We start from the raw sequence: 23,426 nt of genomic DNA on the forward strand, positions 1-23,426 counted from the left end.
TGAAAAACTAGCAAATCATCAGAAGTTGCAGTGTAACAAAAAGGGAGCCGCATTTAATGTGGCTCCCTTTTTATTTACATGTTCGTCGTCAGTTGTCCAGGCACTCTAGCCTGCATTTGTTCAATTGTCGTTATAGACATTTGAACTGTGGAAAACCAATAAGGGCGATGCTTAACGTTAAACAATTCGCTGTTATCCAACGCTTCGAAAATAGAAAACTTTCGACCTTGGGCGAGAGCCGCGCCATAAACTGTTCGCTCAAGCACGGGGATATCATTCACTTCCTCTAGAAGCGCCCTCTTAATGAACAGATTACTTGGGCTCCAATCTACAAATTCAACGAGATTTTTTAGTAGCTTAAGCTCCAATTTCTCTACCATTACTTCGAGAAACTGTGTGTTTGGTATCACCTCTGTACAAGCATAATATTCATCATGCTTGTCACTTGCTTCACGATAGCCAAGCATCGTTTTTACCAATGCATCTTCAAAAATTGAAGAAAAGTGGTTACAAATCAAGAATAAAGGCAGAACTCTCAAAACACCAAGTAGAATACCGACGTTAGGATCTTTTACCGACGTTTCTTGAAGTCGAATTCGAGTCGCATTTGAAGTCACTACCAGATGCTGCCAAACCTTAGGCGAGATGTGCTTGATGTTGCCATCACTCCATTTAATAAGCTGTTGGCTCATCAGCAATGGAAACAACAAACGACAGTTCTCGATACCTATTTGCCGCGCTGCAACTTTAGGATCGAGAATTACCTTGGATTTTTTACCGTACTTTTCAGTGAACTCACGATTGGAAACAAACTCGATTAAGCTTGAACTCAATGCACTACTTTTAGCTGATATTTCATGAAGCTTAGAAAAGTTTAAGGATGGCGAATAGCCAACATTAGCGAACTGGTTGTAGTCTGGTAGCTCTGAAAACAATGTGCTTATTAAGGTCCCTTGAAGCTTCTCAAGCATAAGCTCCGAGGCTGCATTACTTACATCATCGACCACGTAACGCAGTGTTTGTTGCTTCGCGACGACTTTCTCACGATGAGCGTTAACTCTATCTTGTTCACAACGCAATAAAATACGTTGATTGTGAGATATGCGGTCAGATTCATCAAAAATAACGCTATCACAGTATCTATTTTCCAAACTCAGTAATGTATCTACCGTAGACTGTTCGAGTTTATACTCCGGAGAGATCAACCACCGATTAAAGCGAGCCTCAACATTGATTGAGACTTTTCTAGATATCTCAATCACTTCAGGGGGGTAATTTTTATGTGCTAACAACAACAGTGACTTTCCTTTGCCCTAAATGCTCTTTTGTCGGCATATCCTGCCTTTATAATAAAACTAATATTAATAGAAATTAGAGATTGGTTCACGTAATTGTTTCAATAAAATTAAGGTCATTTAGTTATAGTGCATGACATGGATTATTATGTGATATGGAGGCGGATGTACTTTTCAGGAAAGCTGTATTTGAACTTTTTCTTCCTCGGTAAGTGCTTTTTAGCTTGTTTGCATGCTTTGCTATCGCCAGATGCCCTAACCTTTTTAATTCTGGCATAACCTTTAGAGTGCTTCATTTCTATCATCAGGTCGCAATAACCATCAAAATCAATATTACTCTTGTTGAGCCCTTTCAGCACTGTGGCTTTAATTTTTTTGGCTACGGGGTTAACCAATGCATCGTCGGCAAAAACGAATGGGGATAAAAAACACGACAAGAATAATAGATATCTCATACTGCTCTCTCTTTATTGGGGGTGAGAACAGTATGCTTACAGTTAAGGAGGATGAAGAATTAACTAAGTATGACGTTTTACCAGATAACGCGTAATTCTCGACAATTACGCTTTCTTTGAACCTTTGGATTTAAATCCATTATGCGGAAAAACGTTACGAATACGTTGTTGAACACTTTTAGGTACATCTTTAGTAAATTTGAGATTGTAACCAGAACGCTTCGCATACACTTTCAACTCACCCTTGAAGGAATTATTGTGGCCAATTTCTTGAAGGTTGTGCTTAAAGCTCGGTGGAAGATGACCTTTAACTTGTTCGATCGTCCCGTCACTAAATTTGATTTTCAATACCGGCCGATCAACTGCGACTAACCAAAAAACCAACGCTGCACCAATTAAGATTACATACATCATAATGTCACCACTACTGTTGACGGTTATTTATCGTCAGAAAGGAGCTTACTCAAATCTTCTTTAAGGCTAGTAACTGTCTTGCTGGCCTGCTCACTTCGAGACGCTTCGCTAACCAAATACTCTATCGCATCAGATAACGTACAACCGAGTTCGTTTGCTCGTTGAGATAACTTCTCCCAGACTCGATAATCAAGATCGATAGACTTCTTTTTAGTATGAACTTGCTCAGCGTTGAAATGGCGCTTACGTTTGGCTCTGATCGCTTGCTTGAGTTTGTTATCGAGCTCAGGCGACATGTTATTTGAGATCCACTCAAGAACCCCTGTAGGTTGGTGTTCTAGCTCCAACAAAGCTTTCACGGCAACATCAGCTTCACTTGAATCAATGTGGCAAGTGATCGAATCACCTTCTTTCCATTTTTTTACCAAGTAGTTCCATTTCCAACCACATTCTAAATTTTCAAGCTGCTGATATTTCATGTCTAATCTCGAGAGTTAACCTAGTGACAGCGTAACCCATAATAGGTCACTTAACAATTGTTGTCTTGAAAGAATAGACCAAGATCATACTTATATTAGCTTAGTGTTTAGTAACTACAACATAGACCTATATGAGTCCTCGGTTTTTCTATATACTCCCTACCTTATTATCATAATCAGACATTTAAATGACTCAAGTAGATTGGCGACATGTAACGCCTCAGTACGATGAATATAGCGCTCAACTAGAGCAATTCCCTGACATCTCTCCTTTCACATTCTCAAATATTCAACATAGATTTAGAGATGCGCTAACCCGTTTTGTACGCCTATCCAATCTTTCACGAGTTCTACTTGTTAATGCGCCTGACAACTCAATCTATCGTCAACTTATCGTTGAATCTTTGACGACAGAATTAAAAGACGATGCTCAGCCTGTTATAAAAACCGAATCTTTAAATGCAGCCGCTTTATTTGACCAAGTTCAGTCTAAAAATGGTGAAATTGTAGCGACAAAGCCAGGTCTACTTTCTAGAGCGAACAATGGTTACCTCATTGTCTCAGCGAATCTGATCCTTGCAAATCCAGGAAGTTGGTTGTTATTGAAATCCGCACTTCTCGGTGAAGCAGTCGAACCAATTAGCAGTTTTCCAGAGCATCTAAATCAAACGCCTATCGCTGCACTGACATACAACATTAAGTTGATTGTTGTCGGCGACCGCGCTCAACTTGGTGATCTGGATTATCTAGATGGCGATATTCAAACAGGGTTTTGTCTATTCAGTGAAATAGAACAAGATATTAAGCTTTCACGCGATACTTTGACCCAATATCTTGGGTATCTAAGATGGCTTCAGCAACGTTATAACCTCCCATACATTACGCAACAGGCACTAATTGGGATTCTTACCGCTGGTGCGCGTGAGACTGAAGATCAGAGCTATATCCCTTTATGCCCTATTTGGCACAATGCGCTATTGAGCGAAGCTTTAGTTGAAGCGGACAATGGTGACATTGATATTCACCATATTCACCAAGCTCAACAACACAAATACAACCGCGAGTCTTACCTTCCTGAACGTGCTCTCGATGATATTCGAGATGGCCAAGTCATCATCGAAACTGAGGGTGAACAAGTAGGTCAAGTTAATGGTCTGACTGTTATCGATGTACCGGGACACCCAATATCGTATGGTGAACCAGCTCGTATTTCCTGTGTTATTCACTTTGGCGATGGTGACATTACCGATGTAGAAAGAAAAGCAGAGCTTGGTGGCAACCTTCACGCTAAAGGCATGATGATCATGCAAGCGTTCGTAAGCAGCGCGCTAAACCTTGAAGATCCGTTGCCATATGCTGCTTCTGTTGTGTTTGAGCAATCATACTGCGAGGTTGATGGCGATAGCGCTTCCCTTGCTGAGCTTTGCTCTCTGGTAAGTGCTTTGTCGGAATATCCTATCAATCAACAAATAGCGGTAACCGGTGCTGTCGACCAATTCGGCCGTGTACAAGCCGTTGGTGGGCTAAACGAGAAAATCGAAGGCTTCTACCATGTGTGTAAACACAATGGGCTAACTGGCGAACAAGGTGTGATCCTTCCAAGATCTAACTTAAGACACCTTGCTCTGAAGCCAGACCTAATTGAAAGCATCAAAAACAAAGAGTTCCATATCTGGTCTGTGTCTAATGTAGATGAAGCGATTCCTCTTATTATGAACGCACCATTTAGGGACGAAGAACAAGAAAGCGTTCTGAGTAAAATCGCGGAACGTATTGAAAACTTTGAAAGACATGAGCACCCTATTGGAATCGTTGGACGCATTAAAAACTGGTTTGTCTAGTACTGATCGGACTTGTTTAGCGTACACCTGTTCACTAATATGCACCTATCAAAAATCGGAGTAATTGATAATGCAAAACAAACGTGATTCTTACACTCGCGAAGATCTTCTAGCATCAAGCCAAGGCGGACTATGGCCAGAAGGTCCTCAACTACCAGCACCGAACATGTTGATGATGGATCGCATCACTAAAATGTCTGAGACTGAAGGTGATTTCGGTAAAGGTTTGATTCTTGCTGAACTGGATATTACTCCTGACCTATGGTTCTTCGACTGTCACTTCCCTGGCGACCCAGTAATGCCTGGTTGTCTAGGCCTTGATGCAATGTGGCAGCTTGTTGGCTTCTACCTTGGTTGGGTTGGCGGCAAAGGCAAAGGCCGTGCTCTAGGTGTTGGTGAAGTTAAATTCACTGGCCAAATCTTACCTACGGCTAAAAAAGTAACTTACGAAATTCACATGAAGCGTGTTGTTAACCGTCGCCTAGTAATGGGCCTTGCAGACGGTCGCGTTCTTGTTGATGGTAAAGAGATCTATGTTGCTAAAGATTTGAAAGTTGGTCTTTTCCAAGACACATCAGCATTCTAGTCTAATAGTTAGATTTTTAATAAAGCAGCCAATGGTTGCTTTATTTTCATTCCAACACATTTAGTTATAGTGCATTAGAATATAACTAAGTAACTCTCATCAATTATATATCCACCAGCGAAACAACTTAAATCACTTTCTAATCAGCCAGCTCTCGGTTTATAAGACCTTGTATGGTTCTCAGAAACTAACAAGGCTCTAGCTGTTATACAACATGGAGCCTTGACCTTTGAATATGTTCGCCCTATCTACTTATAGAGACCTGAATGCTTATCATCTTTGGCATCACGCCAACCGCCTAACCAATACGATTTAGAATCCATTTGGCTGTATGGGCAAGCTTCTTGTGACCTGCCGTTTAAACCAGCTTTGTAACCTTGAGATTGTGCTCGTTCTAGGCGATCACGCTTTTGTCTCTTCATAGTGCAGTCCTCATACGGGTGTTCGTTTACTAACATACAATGATTACAACTTCGTGGAATTTTGTTGACTCCAACTTTAAGAATCGACCACTTTTGCACTTTTCTCAAGGCGAAAAAAAGCCCGAGTTCAGAATTGTGAACTCGGGCTCAAGAGATAAAATTATTTAAATTTTCTACGGAACCCTAACAGGCCAAGCACAGTCAAACCTAACCAACCTAGGCTACCGCCTTGGCGATCAACTTTCTCCGTATCAGCGCTACGAGTTTGAATATCAGCTTTAGTAGCACCGGCAATTGGAATCAGCTTAACAGCTACAACCTCTTCTACCGCGTTAGATGCAGCGCCGCCACAATACGAGTTATGTGACGTTGTATCATATGCTTGTGTTGTTCCACCAACGGTACACTTGATAGCTGTTGCTGAGATCACACCTGCATCATTGATATCAGAAGCATCAATAATTCGGAACTTGTTGTTTTCTCCAGAAGCGTTACCATCATTTGTTAGGTCATCTAACCACCAAGCTTGGCCGTTAAAAACGTCTACACGACGCTCATCTTTCGATGAAGCAACATTATAAGGATAAATAAAACCACGGTGTCTACGCTCACTACCACCTACTTCACGAGTCGTTTCCGCGTCTATTTGGCCGACAAACTCATTGAAGTTGTTGACGGCTTTGGCTTCACCGCTCGAACCACCAAAGAAGATGCCACCAGACAAGTATGTTGCAATAGGAGTAGATGCTGATGCATCAGTTACAACGAAAATCTTATTACCTGCGCTACCATTTTCAGGAACTCGACCATTACGCTTAGAGTTACCAACAACAAACAAGTTGTCGTTAATATCGGTCGCAACAGAGTTACTGTATTTGTAATCGTTAGACGAGTTAGAGTTGACCTTAGCCCCCTCAATTGATTTGGTCGTCCAAATATTCGCGCTGTCAGCTAAGTCCAGAGATTTACTGATGAATACAGATGCATTCATATCTTGCAGATCGCCACTACCATCAACAGTATTGTAGCCTACGCCATAAAACTTAGTACCCGACTCAGTAATTGAACGCATGCTGCCTTGGGCAAAGTAATCACCTTGTTGGGCGTTGCCACCTCTGACCCAATCAATTTCTTCTGTATTAGTTCCATCCCAGATTGCTGCTTTTGAACTAAACGTTGTATCTGAAGTGTCTGTTTTAGGGCCTTTCGTAGATACACTACCTACGTTATAAACAGTACCGTTACTTGCTGTTATAGCTTTCCATGCACGAGTTTCTGAGGTACCTGTAGGCCCAATTGTCGTTGTGAACATCGCATTACTACGGATGTTACCATCAGACTTAACACCTAATGGTTTAGCCTTATCATCTAAATAGTTAATGACCGTATTGCGGTTCTCAAATGTAGCCCCACCCTCAACAAATGCTTTTGCATTTACATAACTTAGGTCGTTTTTTTCCTTGCTCCAGGTATCATTCCAGCGGTTTTCTGCCCAACTTTCACACGTAGAGTATTGCAGCTCAAGTTTACAATAGTTTTCGAAATCATCGCGATCTTGGATGTATTGAAATGGAGCATCCATTGCGAAAGGAACTTCTTCACGATAACTAACAGCTTCAAGAGTATCGCGAGTTTCGCCAGCAAGTTTAAATGTACTATCCGCACAATTAGTTGCATTAGAATCAAAGCAACCTAGAGGTAACTCATCATCAGGTAATGTTGGCAATACTGCGTTGACGTTTACAGCTTTACCAGGCTGAATCGCAACACCAAATATTTCAGATGCACCAGTAATAGAAGGCGTTACTTCAACTACCTTGTAAAGCGCAGCGTTGGCATTAGTTGCAGCCAAAACTAGGGCTGCAACTGTTGTTAATTTAAATTTAGTACAAGTCATTATTACTTCTTAACTTTCCTGTTGTAGTGCCTCGAGCTCTTCCCAGCGCTCAAAAGCAACTTCAAGCTCCTGCTCTACTGCAGATAGCTTATCTAATACTGGTTGTGTCTGCTCTACAGATTTTGAAAAGAAGCTTGGATCGTTGACTTCTTCCTGAAGAGTTTCAATTTGAGTTTCCAATTCTTCTAAACGCATTGGTAGCGCTTCTAGTTCTCGTTGTAGCTTATACGATAACTTCTTAGGTTTAGTTTTAACTGGCGCAGTTTTGGGAGTTTCCTCAACAACTTTTTCAGTCTTTGCTGGCTTTTCAACCTGACGATACTCAAGTGCTTGTGCTCTTTGCTTCTGAGCATCATGGTAACCACCAACAAACTCTTCAACTACACCGTTACCTTCAAATATCCAACTCGTCATTACCGTATTATCAACGAATTGACGATCGTGGCTCACGAGAAGCAACGTACCCTCATAGTTGGCAAGCAAATCTTCTAAAAGTTCCAATGTTTCGATATCTAAATCATTGGTAGGTTCATCGAGAATCAACAAGTTATTCGATTTAAGGAAAATACGAGCTAATAACAATCGGTTTTTCTCGCCACCAGACAGTGCTTTAACAGGGGTACGAGCACGTTTAGGAGAGAACAAGAAATCTTGTAAGTAGCTCAGTGCATGGCGCTCACGCCCGCCTACGGTTACTTCTTGCTTACCATCAGCCAGGTTATCAATCACCGACTTCTCAGGGTCTAGAATTTCACGGTATTGGTCGAAGTAAGCCACTTCCAGTTTAGTACCACAATGCAAACGACCTGAATCAGGTTTAAGTTGATCAAGAAGCAGTTTAAGAACCGTACTCTTGCCACAGCCATTTGGCCCGATAAGTGCGATACGGTCGCCACGCATGATGTTGAAGCTAAAGTCTGTAACGATCTCTTTGCCTTCAAATGCAAAGTTAAGGTTCTCTGCTTCAAATACGATTTTACCTGAACGTGCAGACGTATCGATTTGGATGTTCGCTTTACCCTGTACTTCACGACGATCTTGGCGCTCTTCACGAAGCTTTTTAAGAGCACGAACACGGCCTTCATTACGCGTACGACGCGCTTTGATGCCTTGACGAATCCAAACTTCTTCTTGCGCTAGCTTTTTGTCAAATTCTGCGTTTTGCATCTCTTCAACACGTAGCGCTTCCTCTTTCTCTAGCAAGTAGTTGTCGTAGTCACCAGGGAAAGAACTTAGCTTGCCACGGTCAAGGTCGACAATGCGTGTTGCCATTGATTTAATGAAAGCACGGTCATGCGAGATAAAAATGATTGAACCACGGAAGTCTTTTAGGAAAGCTTCTAACCATTCGATCGTTGCTACGTCTAAGTGGTTGGTAGGCTCATCAAGCAGTAATACGTCAGGGTCACATACAAGCGCACGTGCAAGTGCGGCTTTACGTTGCCAACCACCTGACAGTTCCGTCAGTTTAGTATTTGCTGTTAGTTTAAGTGCAGCAAGAACATTACTTACACGATCTTCAAAACGCCAAGCATTGGCATGATCCAATTTTTCTTGAACGCGAGTAAGGCGATTTAAATTCTTTTCGCTAGGATCTTCTGCAATCACATCAAGTAAGTTGTGGTATTCCTTAAGCAGCTCACCTACCTCAGCTAAACCACCCGAGACGTATTCGTAAACAGAACCTTGTTCATTACGCGGTGGATCTTGCTCTAGACGAGATACAACCACATCTTGTGTGATCTGCATCTTTCCGTCATCCATGATGATGTTGCCAGACAAGATCTTCATCAACGTTGATTTACCTGCACCATTACGGCCAACCAAACACACACGTTCGTTTTCTTGCAGTGCGAAATCCGCACCATCTAATAATGGGTGATCACCAAACGCTAATTGCCCATTATGAATTGTAAGTAATGCCATTCTTCTTTAACCAATCGTTAAGTTCTAACAAGCCAAAAGGCCAGTTAAGCTCTGAGTGTTTAGACAAGTCAGAGCTTTCAAATTTGAGTACCGGAATAGTGACCCCGTAACGGGAGAAGAGCTCATCATCCAATGCGATATCCACCACATTGATCTGATGACTAATATTCAGCTGTTCCGTGAGTTTGAATGCCATCTCACATAGATGGCACCCTTCTGTACTGTAGAGAGTCAGCACTATATGTCCTTATACAATCTCTTAATTACTTATGAGTAATCAACCAGCAGTTATGAATGTGCTTGTTGCGAGAGAAATCCAGAGGCAACGTCTTAGACGAGATATTCTGAGCTTTAAGACCCAGCTCTTCCAGACCTTCCATATCCATCTTGAAATGACGCTTATTGTTAGAGAACACAATCGTGCCTTCTTCTCTTAGAAGACGCTTTAGGTCTTCCATCAATTGGATGTGATCACGCTGAACATCAAAAGATTGATCCATACGCTTAGAGTTTGAGAATGTTGGTGGATCAATAAAGATCAAATCGTAAGATCCTTGCTCTTTCGCCAACCATTGTAAGCAGTCAGCTTGAACAAATTGATGTTGACGACCAACACGGCCGTTCAGTTCCATGTTCTCTTTTGCCCACTCAAGATACGTGTTCGACATATCAACAGTCGTTGTAGAGCGAGCGCCACCGACTGCAGCATGAACAGAAGCACTGCCTGTGTAAGCAAACAGGTTCAAGAAGTCTTTACCACTAGCCATCTCACCAATACGACGGCGAGTAATCTTATGATCTAAGAACAAGCCTGTATCTAAGTAGTCATGAAGGTTAACAATCAGCTTAACGCCGTATTCGTTTACTTCTAGGTTAGAAGAGTCTTGAGCCATCTTCTGGTATTGAGAACGACCTTTCTGCTTCTGACGAACCTTAAGCACGACGTTGTTTGCTTCAACGCCTGTCACTTGAATAGACGCACGGATGATATCGGTTAAGCGACGCTTAGCTTTGTCTTCCGGCACATCTTTAGGTGCTGCGTATTCTTGAATCACAAGGTGACCCGGATATACGTCAATCGCAACATTGTATTCTGGTAAGTCAGCATCGTAGATACGGTAGCAGTCTAATTGCTCTTTCTTAGCCCACTTACCGATTTTGCCGATGTTCTTTTTAAGACGGTTCGCGAAATCAGGAGCAATCAGCTGCTCTTGCTCGCCAGTAGGACGCTCAGACATAGGACGGTCTGAAATTGAGTAGTTCTTCTGGTGACACGGTAACGCACCGTTATTCAGTTTGAACTGTTTGTCTGCACGCATACGCAAGCAGCTAAGTAATTCATCAGAACTTGAGAAGATAGAAGCGTTGCAACCGCCAAACTCAGCCTTCAGTTGAGCACCAAATGCTGTGTAGAGTGCAATCAAGCCCGGTTCTGTACCTAAACGCTCACCGTAAGGCGGGTTAGACACAATCACACCATCAGTAAACTCTGTAGGACGCTTAAGCTTTGCTGCGTCACCTACTTCGAATTCAATCAACTCTTCAACGCCAGCGCGACGTGCATTGTCACGCGCCGTTTTGATCATGCGTTCGTCATTATCGTAACCGAAGAACTTACATTCTACTTTCTTAACGCCACGACGGCCTTGAACGTTAGCTTCAGCTTTAACTTCAGCCCAAAGCTCAGGTTCGAAATCTTCTAGTGATTCAAAACACCATTTCTGACGTTTCACACCAGGTGCCATGTTTGCAGCCATCATCGCCGCTTCAATCACTAACGTGCCTGAACCACACATAGGGTCAAGGAAAGGTTTCGTTGCATCCCAACCACTACGAAGAAGAATCGCTGCAGCAAGAGTTTCACGCAGTGGTGCGCGACCTGATTCTGGACGGTAGCCACGTTGATGAAGGCCACTGCCTACCATATCCACACCAAGTATCGCTTTGTCGCGATGTAGACGAACGTGAATACGAATATCTGGATTTTCTTTGCTAATAGATGGGCGCGGTAAAGACTTCTTCTCGAAGCAATCTACAACGGCATCTTTTACTTTCATCGCACCGTATTGGCTATTACGGATTTCGTTGTTCGTACCATTGAAGTCAACAACGAAACGCTTAGTGCTATGGAATTGATTTACCCAGTTAACCGCAGTGGTCGATAGGTAAAGATCCATGTCATCCATACAAGTGAATTCTGAAAGGACACGTACAAATCGAGAAGCCAAACGGCTCCACAAACAACAACGATAAATTTGCTCATTGGTGGCTTTGAATTTAACACCTGCTTGAACAGGTTTTGCGTTTGTAATCCCTAGTTGGGTTAGTTCTTCAACTAATAAATTCTCAAGGCCATTTGAGGTAACCGCTAGATATTGATTCATAGTGTTCTTTTATTGATAAAAATGAGCTCGATTATACCTGAATTTGTTACCAGAGCATCACACTAAACTCGTCTTTTCATTGAATCTTTCGACTAACTGCTTAGCAAATGGTCAGTCATGAAGCGATCGCTTACCCGCACTCCCTTACAACACAACAACTCTCAATCTCACAGAAATAACACTCATCGATAGGCTCAAATCATTAAGTGCATTTATATTCACCCTTAAGTTGGTATATACCAGATTGAAATTTAGGTTGAAATTTAACAACAAAAGACCCCAAACAGGGAATAAACAGAGGAAACCCGCTATCGATAATGAGAGAATCGGTCGAAATTGAGGTTAAAAAAGATACGTTTTTTACAAATTAAATAAGTGAACAACGTCATTCAAATGAATGAACTACGTCGTATTTATTGAGATAGGCTTTTTTAGGCACAAAAAAATCGGCTATTAAGCCGATTATGGGGAAGGTATTACTAGTTTATTCGTAGCGATGGTTGGTCGAAATAATGCTCTAGTGATGCTCTAGATTAGAGATTAGAGGTTAACCCACCATCGCAATATGCGTTTGATGAAGGATGGCATTTGCATCAGTCATTCTATCGTGCATGACTTTAATCGAGTCTCCAAAGCGTAACCCTTTTGAAGGCGTTAAGAGGAACTCTTCTAAGTCTACAAATGCACATAAGCTCGCACACTCACCTACTTCTAATACAATGAAGTAACCAAGACTATGCTCGTTATTCATTTGTACAATATCCCCTTCTTGAGGATATTCATGGCCAGCGCCTTGTGAGTCGAAGAACCAGCTTTTAGGCTGTACAGGCTTATGGAAACGCTTTGCAGCCACACAATAAAGTGCAAGCTCTGCTTGTCGTGGCTCAGACAGTTCTAAGCCAGAAATTTGTTCTTTGAAGGTTTGGTAGGAAGATGCATCATCAACAGTGAATTCATTATCTTTAAAAGCGCAGTCCACCAGCTTATTGCGGACCAGATTCGTTTTAAAAATCATATCCTCTCCGAGGTTTAGCATCAATGAACATTGCTGCTCATCGTAATACCAACTCCATGTATCGCTAGGTTTAAGCATCATTTCGTCTCACACTGTTGAACCATTCCATTAGGTAAAACGCAAAATTACCTTCAATTACAGTAATTTTACTGTGCGATAGGCAAAAAAAAAGAGGAAATGAATTCCTCTTTCTTATCGCTTTTCTCTACAACTCAGTGAGTTACAGTGTCTCTTTTAGTAAGACGATGCCGGATTGTAGTCTTTGGACTAAGATCGTTTTTGCGAACTATAGATTTTTGACGATGTCGCCTACAAGTCTTGGACCTTTGTAGATGAAACCAGAGTAAACTTGTACAAGCTTCGCGCCTGCCATCATTTTCTCTTTTGCAGCAACGTAAGAGTCAACGCCACCTACCCCGATGATCGGTAGTTGGTCACCCAGCTCTTCGTGAAGTTTGCGAACAACTTCAGTACTGCGAGATTGAACTGGACGCCCGCTTAGGCCACCCGCTTCATCGCAATGCTTCATGCCTTCAACGATACTGCGATCCAATGTCGTGTTAGTTGCGATCACACCATCGATCTTATTTTTGATCAATGATTCGCAAATCTGGCTGATTTCGTCATCACTTAGATCCGGAGCGATCTTAAGAGCAAGCGGGACATATTTGCCATGCTTCGCTTCTAATTCAGATTGCTTGGTTTTTAGTTCAGACAACAGATCATCAAGTGCTTCACCATATTGTAGCGAACGAAGTCCTGGAGTATTTGGTGAAGAGATATTTACCGCAATGTAACCCGCGTATTGGTAAACCTTCTCCATACAGATAATGTAATCTTCTGCGCCCTTTTCAATTGGCGTGTCTTTGTTCTTACCAATATTGATACCTAAGATGCCGTCATAGTTCGACTTCTTAACATTCTCAATTAGGTTATCTACGCCTAGGTTGTTAAAACCCATACGATTGATAATACCTTCGGCTTCAACAAGACGGAACAAACGTGGTTTATCATTACCTGCTTGTGGACGAGGAGTAACAGTCCCTACTTCTACAAAACCAAAACCCATTGCGCCAAATGCATCAATACATTCGCCGTTTTTGTCTAGGCCGGCAGCAAGGCCAACTGGGTTTTTAAAAGTAAGACCCATGCACTCTACAGGTCGGTGAGGTAATTGTTGGCGATACAAAAGATCAATAGGTGTGCCAGTGAAGCGTTTGAAATTTTGAATTGCAAGATCATGAGCCTTTTCGGCATCAAGTTGGAAAAAGCCAGTTCTGGCTAGACGGTAAAGCATTGTGCCTCCGATAGAAAAAAGCGCCGTGTAAACGGGGCGATATTATTTACTTATTTACCCAACTATTCAATCTATTACTGTCTGTAAGGGTAAGATAATCGAGTTTGCTAACGAATGAGGTTTATTATTAAGCAAACGTTACCGTATCCTCCGGCGAATAGTCCATTTGACTATCATTCGTGTAACGAGCATAGATTAACTCGACCTGGGATAAGCTAACTTGACCAAGCATAAGTGACTCAATGAAATAATCGGACACGTCATTCACTATTCAGCCAAATAGCACTGTTCTGTCAAATAACACTTTTCTGCCAAATAACACTGTTCGGCCAAACGAAAAAGGCAGACCTAATGGCCTGCCCTTGTTTATTTTCGTTTTTATCTAATCGCTAGTCTGTCGACATGCAGTTTAGATTCAATAGCATCAATTCACGTAGTGCTACTGAGAACTTAGCAAACTCATGAACCGAACCTACTTTGAATTCGTTCAAGATGCTTTCCCAACGATGTAGAGAAACCGAATTGCTTTCCATCCAATCATCAAGCGCTTTAATCACATCAATATCTGAAGCACAACCGCAGTTAAGTACTTGGCCAGTTAGCTGACGTTGCTGCCAATCCAGATCTTCTCTGAATGCTGCACGTGCCAGCGCTTGCCAGTTGTTGTCTACTGCTTGGCCATTGATTTGCTTCAAGAACCAGTGCAAAGACAAGCGATCACCAAGATTGAAGTAAAGCTTAGACGCTTGTTGTACTGTTTTACCTGTTTCACGCGCCACTGTGGATATATCCAGTGCTGAGTACAAGCTAGACAAACGCGCGACTGAATTAGCCAACTCAGCGTTTACACCTTGGTCAATCCATAGCTGTGCCATTGCGTTATGCTCTTCTACTTCAGAAGCCACTAGGTTTTCATCCAGTTTCTCTGTGATAGTAAGAACATCACCTTGGTAAAGTTCAATCAGTGCTTTCACCGACTGTTTACCGGTACGGTTTCTTAACAACCAACGAGCCAAGCGACGAAGTGTACGGCGAACATGGTAGATCAATTCATATTGAGCTTCAGAACTTGAAACATTGTCCAGTTCACGGATGCTCTTCAGAACTTTGCCAAGACCGTAGATTTCACGTGATGCCGCGTAAGCATTGGCAATATCAACGATATTTGCGCCCGTCTCTTCTTGCAGACGAGTGACGAAGTTACAACCCATCTCGTTAACCATTTGGTTAGCCAGTGCCGTCGCAATGATTTCAGAACGTAGTGGATGATTATCCATGTGCTGAGAGTAGTTACGACGTAACGCTGTTGGGAAGTATTGCATAAGCTGTTGAGCATGGAATTCATCATTAGCGATATCATCACTAACAAGATCTTCTTTAAGCACCATTTTTCCGTAAGCGACAAGTACAGAAAGCTCTGGTCTTGTTAGGCCTTGGCCCTGCTTTTCACGCTCAAGCAGTGTTTCGTCATCTGGGATGTATTCCAAACCACGATCCAAGTACCCTGCTTTTTCCATTGTATGAATAAAGCGGATTTGCTCTTTGACTAAGCCAACACCTTGATGCTCAGTAACCGAAATAGACTCAGCTTGGCAATATGCGTCGTCTAATACGATTTCGCCCACTTCATCTTCCATCGATTCAAGCACTTGGTTACGTTGCTTAACGGTTAGATCACCATTAGACACCAAACCATTCAAGAAGATCTTAATGTTTACTTCATTATCTGAGCAGTCAACACCGCCAACGTTATCAACGAAGTCAGTATTAACGCGGCCACCCGTAAGCGCGTATTCAATACGACCCAATTGAGTCATACCCAAGTTACCGCCTTCACCAACAACCTTAGCTTTCAGGTCACGGCCATCAATACGAAGCACGTCATTTGCACGGTCACCCACATCAGTATGAGTCTCGTTTGAAGACTTAACGTATGTACCGATACCGCCATTCCAAAGAAGATCAACCTGCATAGACAAGATCGCTTTGATCAAGTCATTCGGTGCCATTGATGCTTTCTTGGTACCCAGCATTTTCTGAATTTCAGGCGTCAAAGGAATCGACTTCGCTCGACGAGAGAAGATGCCACCACCTTGAGAGATAAGGTCTTTGTTGTAATCTTCCCAGCTTGATCGAGGTAGATTAAACAAGCGCTCACGCTCTACCCAGCTTGATGCTGATTCTGGATTCGGGTCGATGAAGATATGCATGTGGTTAAACGCAGCTTGCATACGAATATGCTTAGACAACAGCATGCCGTTACCAAACACATCGCCCGCCATATCACCTACACCGATAGCAGTGAAATCCGTTGTTTGACAGTTGATGCCCATTTCACGGAAGTGACGTTTAACAGATTCCCAACCACCTTTCGCCGTGATACCCATCGCTTTATGGTCGTAACCGTTAGAACCACCAGAGGCAAATGCATCGCCTAACCAGAAGTTGTATTCATCAGATACTGAGTTTGCTAGATCTGAGAACGTTGCTGTACCTTTATCGGCAGCAACAACCAAGTACGGATCATCTTCATCGTGACGAACAACACTCTTCGGTGGGATAACCTCGCCTTCAATAATATTGTCTGATACGTCTAGTAGCGCACGGATGAAGCGTTTGTAACAACGTTGACCTTCAGCAAAAATTTCATCACGGCCAGACATCATGTGCTGACGCTTACAAACGAAACCACCTTTTGCACCAACCGGTACAATTACTGTGTTCTTAACTTGTTGTGCTTTAACTAGGCCTAGAATCTCAGTACGGAAATCCTCTTGACGATCTGACCAACGTAAACCACCACGAGCGACTTTACCGCCACGTAGATGCACACCTTCAATATCAGGTGCGTAAACGAAGATCTCAAACGCAGGAACCGGCGCTGGGATATCTGGAATCTCGCTTGGTCTCATTTTCAGAGCCAACCAAGGTTTAGATTGTTTGTTGTCGTCTAACTGATAGTAGTTAGTACGAAGCGTTGCTGTGATCATTTCCATGTAGCGACGAATGATACGATCATCATCCAAGCTTTCTACATGATCCAGCTGTTCAGTGATCTTCTTAATAAGATCTTGTTGGCCTTTCGCGCTGCCCTTCAATTTAGGATCAAAACGCTTGCCGAATAAGCTCACTAGCCCTTTTGCTAGATCTGGATAATGAGACAATGTGTCTTCGATGTATTGTTGACTGAATGGGAAACCAACTTGGCGCATGTAACGAGCATATGCACGTAAGATTGAGATTTCACGGCCAGAAAGACCCGCACCCAACACCAAGCGATTGAAACCATCGCTGTCTAACTCACCCGCCCAAATCGCAGCAAAAGCTTGTTGGAATAGATCGCGAGCTTCACGAAGATCAATCGTCTTGTCACTCTTATGCAGCATTGAGAAATCAAGGATCCAATAAGTCACCCCATTGGTCTTGCGCACTTCATAAGGTGATTCACCAATAACGCGCAGGCCAAAGTTTTCAAGCATTGGCATAACATCAGACAAGTGAATCGGCTCATCACTGTGGTAGAACAATTTCAAACGAACAGCTTTAGAGTCTGCCGCCTCTTCTTGAGGTCGGTAGAAAAGCATGCCCAGTTTGTTGTCTTCACTTAGTGCTTCTAGACGCTCGATATCCGCAACAGCAGAACCAGGCATCATGTCTTCTTTGTACGAACGTGGGAATGCACGCATGTACTCTTTCGATAACGGAAGACCTTTGCTCTCACCGAAGTTAGCAACGATTGATTCAGACAGGCGGTCATCCCACGTAGACGATACTTCCATTAAATTTTGCTCAATTGTTTTCACGTCCACATCCATGTTGTTGTTATCAACACGAACAATATAGTGCGTTCTTGCCAGTGGGCTTTCAGAGAAGTACGTCGTGAATTCAACTTCTTCTTCGCAGCCAAAGTATTGCTTCAAGATGCGCTGGGTTTGACGACGAAGCTCGGTGTTGTAACGATCTTTTGTTACGTAAACCATACAGCTGAAGAAACGGCCAAACGGGTCTTTGCGAACGAACAAACGCAGAAGATCGCGATCCTGCATTTGTACAACGCCCGTACCCACTTCAAGTAGCTCTTCTTCTCGAGCTTGAAGCAGTTCATCACGCGGATAGTTTTCTAGAATATTGTGCAGTGCTTTATAAGAGTATGAACCCTTGCGGTAACCACTTGCATCTAAGATACGCTCAACTTTCTCGCGAACTAGAGGAATGGTTTCAACGGTTTGGTTATAAACGGCAGAAGTGTAAAGACCCGTAAAGCGGTGCTCACCAATGACCTTGCCGTTTTTATCAAACTTTTTGATACCGATGTAATCATTGTAAGCTGGGCGGTGAATACGTGAAGCCGTGTTGCCCTTGGTTACGATCAATACATACGGCTTTTTCGCTTCTAAGCGTGCCGAGTCTGAAAACTCAGACAGCTTAACGTTGCGTACACGATCTGAATTTGCGAACAAACCAAGGCCTTGCTCCTTGGTAGGTTGTAGTTCCGTGTCGCCATTTACAGAAACAAGGTCATATTCCTTGTAGCCCATAAACGTAAAGTTGTGCTCGCCTAACCAACGAAGGAAAGCCAGAGTTTCATCAAAGCGCTGGCCATCGACTGGAATCGTCTCTTTTTGCTGTTCAACTTGATTGGTGACTTCTTCAAGTCGTTCTACCATTTGTAGCCAGTCATTAACCACAAGACCAGTATCGGTAAAGATATCCAGTAGTTCCGTTTTGAGCGCGGTCATTTCAGCTTTGCTGCTAAGACGGTCAACCTCAATATGGAAAAGCGATTGGAAAGCACCTTCATTGTTGCTTACACCAACAACACTTCCCTTATCAGAACGTGAGATTTGTGTTGGGTTGTGAAGCATAAGGTGAGAAGAGAGGTCGAGGCGAGTTAATGCCATTTTTACAGAATCAACGAGGAATGGGCTATCTGGTACCACTATCTCAACGATAGTGTGAGTAGATTGCCAGCCTTGGCGACTTACTGTCGGGTTAAAAACACGGACAGAAATTTCGTCGGCTTTCTTTTCATTGATGTGATGCCATAAGCTAACTACAGCACCGTATAAATCGGATTCGTTTCTCTGAGTTAGGTCGTCGTGAGAAACGTTACTAAACAAGTGTTGAGCAAGTTGAGTTACGAGAGGTCGATGAGCAAGGTCAAGTTTGTCTTGAATCAGTTTGTACACTTTTTCAAGTAAAACTGGAACCACAGTTTCACGTGCGGTCATAGTCACACTCCACAATTAGAATTATATTTTATTATTAGGGGCTTACTTAAGCTGGTGTTTGAATTGAGCCGTTGAGCTCTTTCCTACTAACGAGTTAAGCAAAGGTAATGCATTCATTTATTGTAAAAGCATTATTGAGAAATAGTTAATTGTTTTGGAGGTGGTAAGAGGTGAAATGTTTGATTATGTGATTAAGATTCCTTTTAACTCACTAGGCACGCCAAGGTTTACAGAGCTTCCAACTTAATAAACTTATTTTTTTGGTCAGTTGTCAGTCTAAACTGCCCTCTAACCCCTATTTGTGTAAGAAAAGGTCTGAACCGAGTTGCAGGTAACTGTAGGCGTAATCCAGTGGTCGTTATCACTTGGACTTTACTTGCCGCACCAGAATAGCTGGCCAAAAACTGCTGATATGAGATGTTAAGTTGGAAAATATAGCGATTCATACGATACCTGTATAAATATACAGTGCCGGTGTTTTTTGGCACTTTTCGATGTCTGACGGTGAAACTGAGCTTGAAACTGCTCTAGCTTATCGAAAATTCGATAAACCAGAAACAAAAAATCAGTGGTAGATATTCTCTACCACTGATGACCTTTCGTTGTAGCAAACAATTTATTAGTAAACCGCTTATTAGCAATCAGTTACCCGAATGAGCGCGAACTTAAGCCTCTAGTGCTTTCGTCACTTTCTCGAACAAGTCTTTTGCTAGGTTGTCCATGTTCTTTAACGTCTCTAGTTCTTTTTTGATAAGAGCTTGGCGGGCATCGTCGTACTTACGGAACTTAAGCAGCGGGTCAATCAAGCGCGAAGCCACTTGCGGGTTGCTGCTGTTCAGCTCACGTAGGATCTCGCCAGCAAACGCATAACCTTGACCTGACTTGTCATGGAATTGAACCGGGTTCATGTTTAAGAACGAACCAACCAAGTTGCGAGTACGGTTCGGGTTCTTCAAACTGAACGCTTGGTGTGACATAGACGCCTTGATCACCTCAAGTGCGTTTGAACTTGGGTTCGTTCCTTGAAGAGCAAACCATTTGTCCATGACGAGACCATCGTGTTTCCACTTGTCGCTGTAATCCGCCATTAAAGTTTCACGACATGGGAGTTGTGCACTGTTCGCCGCGCCCATTGCTGCCATTGTGTCTGTCATGTTGTTTGCTTGCTGGTACATAGCGACAACCAAGTCATTACCCTTTTCAGTATGAGCCAAGTAACTTAGACAAACTTTACGCAGAGTTCGCTTACCAATTGAATCATGGTCAATCGTGTATTCTGTTAATGCGTGACTGTGGTAAACCGCAGCAAGTTCATCTTCGAGCTCTTTCGCTAGCGTCACTTTCATCGCTTTCAATACAGATGCAACAGCATCGATATCGACACGCTCATACCAACCAGACACTTCATTATGACTTGGTAGAGAAAGCATCTCTGCAATAAACGCTGGCTCTAAAGAATCACTAAGCAGTACGCCACGGAATGCATCAACAACAGAAGCTGAAAGTTCAAACTCTTGACCTTGTTGAACCTTCTCAACGTTACTGCGGATGTACTTAGCCAATAGCATTTGACCCGCATCCCAACGAGAGAACTCATTACGAGCATTCACCATCAGGAAGATCAGCTCTTCATCTGAATAATCGTATTCCAATTTCACTGGCGCAGAGAATTCACGAAGTAGCGATGGGATCGGTTGATCTGAAACGTTTTCAAACACAAACGTTTGTTCCGCTTCTTTCACATCTAATACATTGTGAACTGGCTGACCGTTACATTGTAACTCAATCACATCACCCGACGCTGTGTATAGCTCGATATCTAGTGGAATATGCAGAGCTTGCTTTTCGGTTTGCTCATGAGTTGGCGCTGTTACTTGGCGAGTCGTTAACGTGTACTCTTTTTTCTCTGCATCGTAGTGGCTTTTAACAGACAGCGTCGGCGTACCAGACTGGCTGTACCATAAACGGAACTGAGACAGATCAACGCCCGACGCATCTTCCATTGCCGCGACGAAGTCTTCACACGTTGCCGCCGTGCCATCGTGACGTTCAAAGTACAGCTTCATGCCTTTTTGGAAACCTTCCTCACCCAACAATGTGTGGATCATTCGGATCACTTCACTGCCCTTTTCGTACACCGTCAATGTGTAGAAGTTGTTCATTTCTATCACTTTTTCTGGGCGAATTGGGTGAGACATTGGGCTCGCATCTTCAGCGAATTGTGGCCCACGAATAATACGAACATTGTTGATACGGTTTACTGCGCGAGAACCAAGATCAGATGAAAACTCTTGGTCACGAAAAACCGTTAAACCTTCTTTCAAGCTTAGTTGGAACCAATCGCGACACGTCACTCGGTTACCGGTCCAGTTATGGAAGTATTCGTGACCAATAACCGCTTCGATACCTAGGTAATCGGTATCAGTTGCTGTTTGGTCATTTGCTAAAACGAACTTAGAGTTGAATACGTTCAGGCCTTTGTTTTCCATCGCACCCATATTGAAGAAATCAACGGCTACGATCATGTAGATGTCTAAGTCATACTCAAGATTGAAACGCTCTTCGTCCCACTTCATTGAGTTAATCAAAGAAACCATCGCGTGGTTTGCGCGGTCTAGGTTGCCTTTGTCGACAAAGATTTCGAGGTCAACATTACGACCAGATTGTGTTGTGTATGCGTCACGAAGTACATCGAAGTCACCTGCAACTAAAGCAAACAGGTAAGCAGGTTTTGGATGTGGGTCTTGCCATTTCACCCAGTGACGACCGTTTTCAGCTTCGCCTTCATCTACACGGTTACCATTACTTAATAAGAATGGGTTTTCAGCTTTGTCTGCGATGACTGTTGTCGTGAATTTCGCCAACACATCTGGGCGATCCATATAATAAGTAATACGACGGAAACCTTCAGCTTCACATTGAGTACAGAATGCACCACCTGATTTGTACAGGCCTTCAAGCGCGCTGTTCCCTTCAGGGTCGACTTCAGTCACGATCGTTAGCGTAAATTCTTTCGGAAGGTCATTCAGAGTAAGTAGAGTTTCAGACTGCTCATACTGCGTCCACTCCGTGCCTTCTACCAAAACAGACACCAACTTCAAGCCTTCACCATCAAGTACTAATGTCGAGCTTTCTTTCTCCTGCTTAACACTAGAAACAGCGGTAATGATGGATGCCGAATCGTACAAATCGAAAGTAAGATCGATTTCAGAAATAGTGTGAGATGGTGATTGATAATCTTTACGATATTTGGCTTGAGGTGTATGTGCCATGACGGGTTCCTTTTGATCGTTATACGTAATTATATTTTAACTGTATATATCTAAAGGTTGAGCGCCAAGAACACAAGAGGATTATTGAAAAAAGGAGGCATTGTAGGAAAATGCCTCCATGTTTTGCTATTTTATCAATCAAATCAGACAGGAACGGCTAAGAAATGAACTGTGAACCATATTATCAACGAGCCCGACTTTACGGCGAGATATAGTGCTTAACGAATGCGATTGAGCACCGCAAACATGTCTCCTTCTTCACCTTGAAGCGTCAACACATCACTGTTCAATGTGTAACGAGTACCGTGTTCGCCATTTTCATACAGCAATACTAATTGGTCGCCTTCGGTGTAATACACTCCGCGACGAATGACTTCTCCCCCTTCTTCATCGGACACTCGGAACATGAAGATAAAGTCAGGCTGAAGCACTAAGTCCATTTTTTGAATGTTACTGGCACGCAAATCGCTTCCGGACAGTTCGGCACTTGACCATATTCCTGCCAGGGCGTTGGGCAAGGCTTTGGTGAACATAACACCGTTAAGATTCAACATATTGTGATTACTGCTGTAAGCGTAAACCTGAGGCTCAGAAGTATTTAATCCCAAAATAATCGTGTCTTCATTAGCGTTATACAAACCTTCCCAATGGTCGACACTGTAGTCTTTCTTCTGAATATCAATGGAGAAAGAGTAGTTTGAGTCGAGAGTCAGCTTAATTGCTCTAAAATTTTCAGTGCCTTGTTCAGGATCTGGGTTCATCAAATACCAATCACCAAGCAACAGAGGAAGGTCAAAATGAGATAGATTACTATCACTTTTTGATTGTTGATCGCTCGAAGCGACCTCACTTCCAAAAGCAACAAAACTTAAACAAGATAAAAATAGTAGAATCCATTTCATACGCACCCCC

17 protein-coding genes are annotated in these 23,426 nt (G+C 42.8%); 2 read left to right on the top strand and 15 right to left on the bottom strand.

Annotated elements, in window-relative coordinates; all coding sequences use genetic code 11:
- Positions 1–74: 74 nt before the first annotated feature.
- The 4 genes from AACT19_RS11935 to matP all read right to left on the bottom strand — a co-directional run bounded on the left by AACT19_RS11935 (position 75) and on the right by matP (position 2,643).
- Complete coding sequence (locus tag AACT19_RS11935) at positions 75–1,295, bottom strand: hypothetical protein (RefSeq protein WP_004733658.1); 1,221 nt, start codon at positions 1,293–1,295, stop codon at positions 75–77.
- Positions 1,296–1,441: 146 nt separating this feature from the next.
- Entirely contained in the window at positions 1,442–1,750 is a 309-nt protein-coding gene (locus tag AACT19_RS11940) for a hypothetical protein (protein ID WP_029222397.1), read from the bottom strand.
- Between the two features lie 105 nt (positions 1,751–1,855).
- Entirely contained in the window at positions 1,856–2,164 is a 309-nt protein-coding gene (locus AACT19_RS11945) for a DUF3634 family protein (protein ID WP_019350839.1), read from the bottom strand.
- 23 nt (positions 2,165–2,187) lie between these two features.
- Positions 2,188–2,643: a macrodomain Ter protein MatP gene (gene matP / locus AACT19_RS11950; protein WP_004733655.1), complete on the bottom strand. Its 456-nt coding sequence runs from the start codon at positions 2,641–2,643 to the stop codon at positions 2,188–2,190.
- A 188-nt stretch (positions 2,644–2,831) separates the two neighbouring features.
- Between matP and AACT19_RS11955 the strand changes: the two genes are divergently transcribed.
- Both AACT19_RS11955 and fabA read left to right on the top strand, forming a co-directional pair.
- Positions 2,832–4,484, top strand: coding sequence for an AAA family ATPase (locus AACT19_RS11955; RefSeq protein WP_076646451.1), 1,653 nt, complete (start codon positions 2,832–2,834; stop codon positions 4,482–4,484).
- A gap of 70 nt (positions 4,485–4,554) precedes the next feature.
- Positions 4,555–5,070, top strand: coding sequence for a bifunctional 3-hydroxydecanoyl-ACP dehydratase/trans-2-decenoyl-ACP isomerase (fabA, locus tag AACT19_RS11960; protein WP_076646453.1), 516 nt, complete (start codon positions 4,555–4,557; stop codon positions 5,068–5,070).
- Between the two features lie 248 nt (positions 5,071–5,318).
- On the opposite strand, the gene rmf is transcribed toward fabA, so the two are convergent.
- From rmf to AACT19_RS12015, 11 genes are all read right to left on the bottom strand, one after another.
- Positions 5,319–5,492 (bottom strand): ribosome modulation factor, encoded by a 174-nt coding sequence (gene rmf / locus AACT19_RS11965; protein ID WP_017074275.1) that lies wholly within the window; start codon positions 5,490–5,492, stop codon positions 5,319–5,321.
- A gap of 160 nt (positions 5,493–5,652) precedes the next feature.
- Positions 5,653–7,389: a DUF3466 family protein gene (locus tag AACT19_RS11970; RefSeq protein ID WP_017091492.1), complete on the bottom strand. Its 1,737-nt coding sequence runs from the start codon at positions 7,387–7,389 to the stop codon at positions 5,653–5,655.
- Positions 7,390–7,398: 9 nt separating this feature from the next.
- The gene (locus AACT19_RS11975; RefSeq protein WP_017088511.1) at positions 7,399–9,315 is read right to left on the bottom strand and encodes an ABC transporter ATP-binding protein; all 1,917 of its coding nucleotides are present in this window, start codon (positions 9,313–9,315) and stop codon (positions 7,399–7,401) included.
- Positions 9,293–9,553 carry a glutaredoxin family protein gene (locus AACT19_RS11980; protein ID WP_017077217.1) on the bottom strand — a complete coding sequence of 87 codons (261 nt, stop codon included), beginning with the start codon at positions 9,551–9,553 and terminating at the stop codon, positions 9,293–9,295. The genes AACT19_RS11975 and AACT19_RS11980 overlap by 23 nt, the downstream gene beginning before the upstream one ends.
- Before the next feature lie 25 nt (positions 9,554–9,578).
- On the bottom strand, positions 9,579–11,699 hold the full coding sequence (gene rlmKL / locus AACT19_RS11985) for a bifunctional 23S rRNA (guanine(2069)-N(7))-methyltransferase RlmK/23S rRNA (guanine(2445)-N(2))-methyltransferase RlmL (protein WP_065608081.1): 2,121 nt from the start codon (positions 11,697–11,699) through the stop codon (positions 9,579–9,581).
- Positions 11,700–12,246: 547 nt separating this feature from the next.
- The gene (locus tag AACT19_RS11990; protein ID WP_004733648.1) at positions 12,247–12,795 is read right to left on the bottom strand and encodes a cell division protein ZapC; all 549 of its coding nucleotides are present in this window, start codon (positions 12,793–12,795) and stop codon (positions 12,247–12,249) included.
- 205 nt (positions 12,796–13,000) lie between these two features.
- Positions 13,001–14,011: a quinone-dependent dihydroorotate dehydrogenase gene (pyrD, locus tag AACT19_RS11995; RefSeq protein ID WP_065608083.1), complete on the bottom strand. Its 1,011-nt coding sequence runs from the start codon at positions 14,009–14,011 to the stop codon at positions 13,001–13,003.
- 389 nt (positions 14,012–14,400) lie between these two features.
- A complete protein-coding gene (locus AACT19_RS12000; protein WP_076646455.1) occupies positions 14,401–19,242 on the bottom strand; it encodes an NAD-glutamate dehydrogenase in 4,842 nt (1,613 codons plus the stop codon).
- Between the two features lie 227 nt (positions 19,243–19,469).
- Complete coding sequence (locus AACT19_RS12005; RefSeq protein WP_004733645.1) at positions 19,470–19,688, bottom strand: DUF2835 domain-containing protein; 219 nt, start codon at positions 19,686–19,688, stop codon at positions 19,470–19,472.
- A gap of 219 nt (positions 19,689–19,907) precedes the next feature.
- Positions 19,908–22,514 (bottom strand): aminopeptidase N, encoded by a 2,607-nt coding sequence (pepN, locus tag AACT19_RS12010; RefSeq protein ID WP_076646458.1) that lies wholly within the window; start codon positions 22,512–22,514, stop codon positions 19,908–19,910.
- A 218-nt stretch (positions 22,515–22,732) separates the two neighbouring features.
- Positions 22,733–23,416: a hypothetical protein gene (locus AACT19_RS12015; protein ID WP_004733643.1), complete on the bottom strand. Its 684-nt coding sequence runs from the start codon at positions 23,414–23,416 to the stop codon at positions 22,733–22,735.
- Between the last annotated feature and the right edge of the window lie 10 nt (positions 23,417–23,426).

This window comes from Vibrio sp. 10N.222.47.A9, from assembly GCF_963872585.1.
In the GTDB taxonomy this organism is placed as follows: Bacteria; Pseudomonadota; Gammaproteobacteria; order Enterobacterales; family Vibrionaceae; genus Vibrio; species Vibrio splendidus.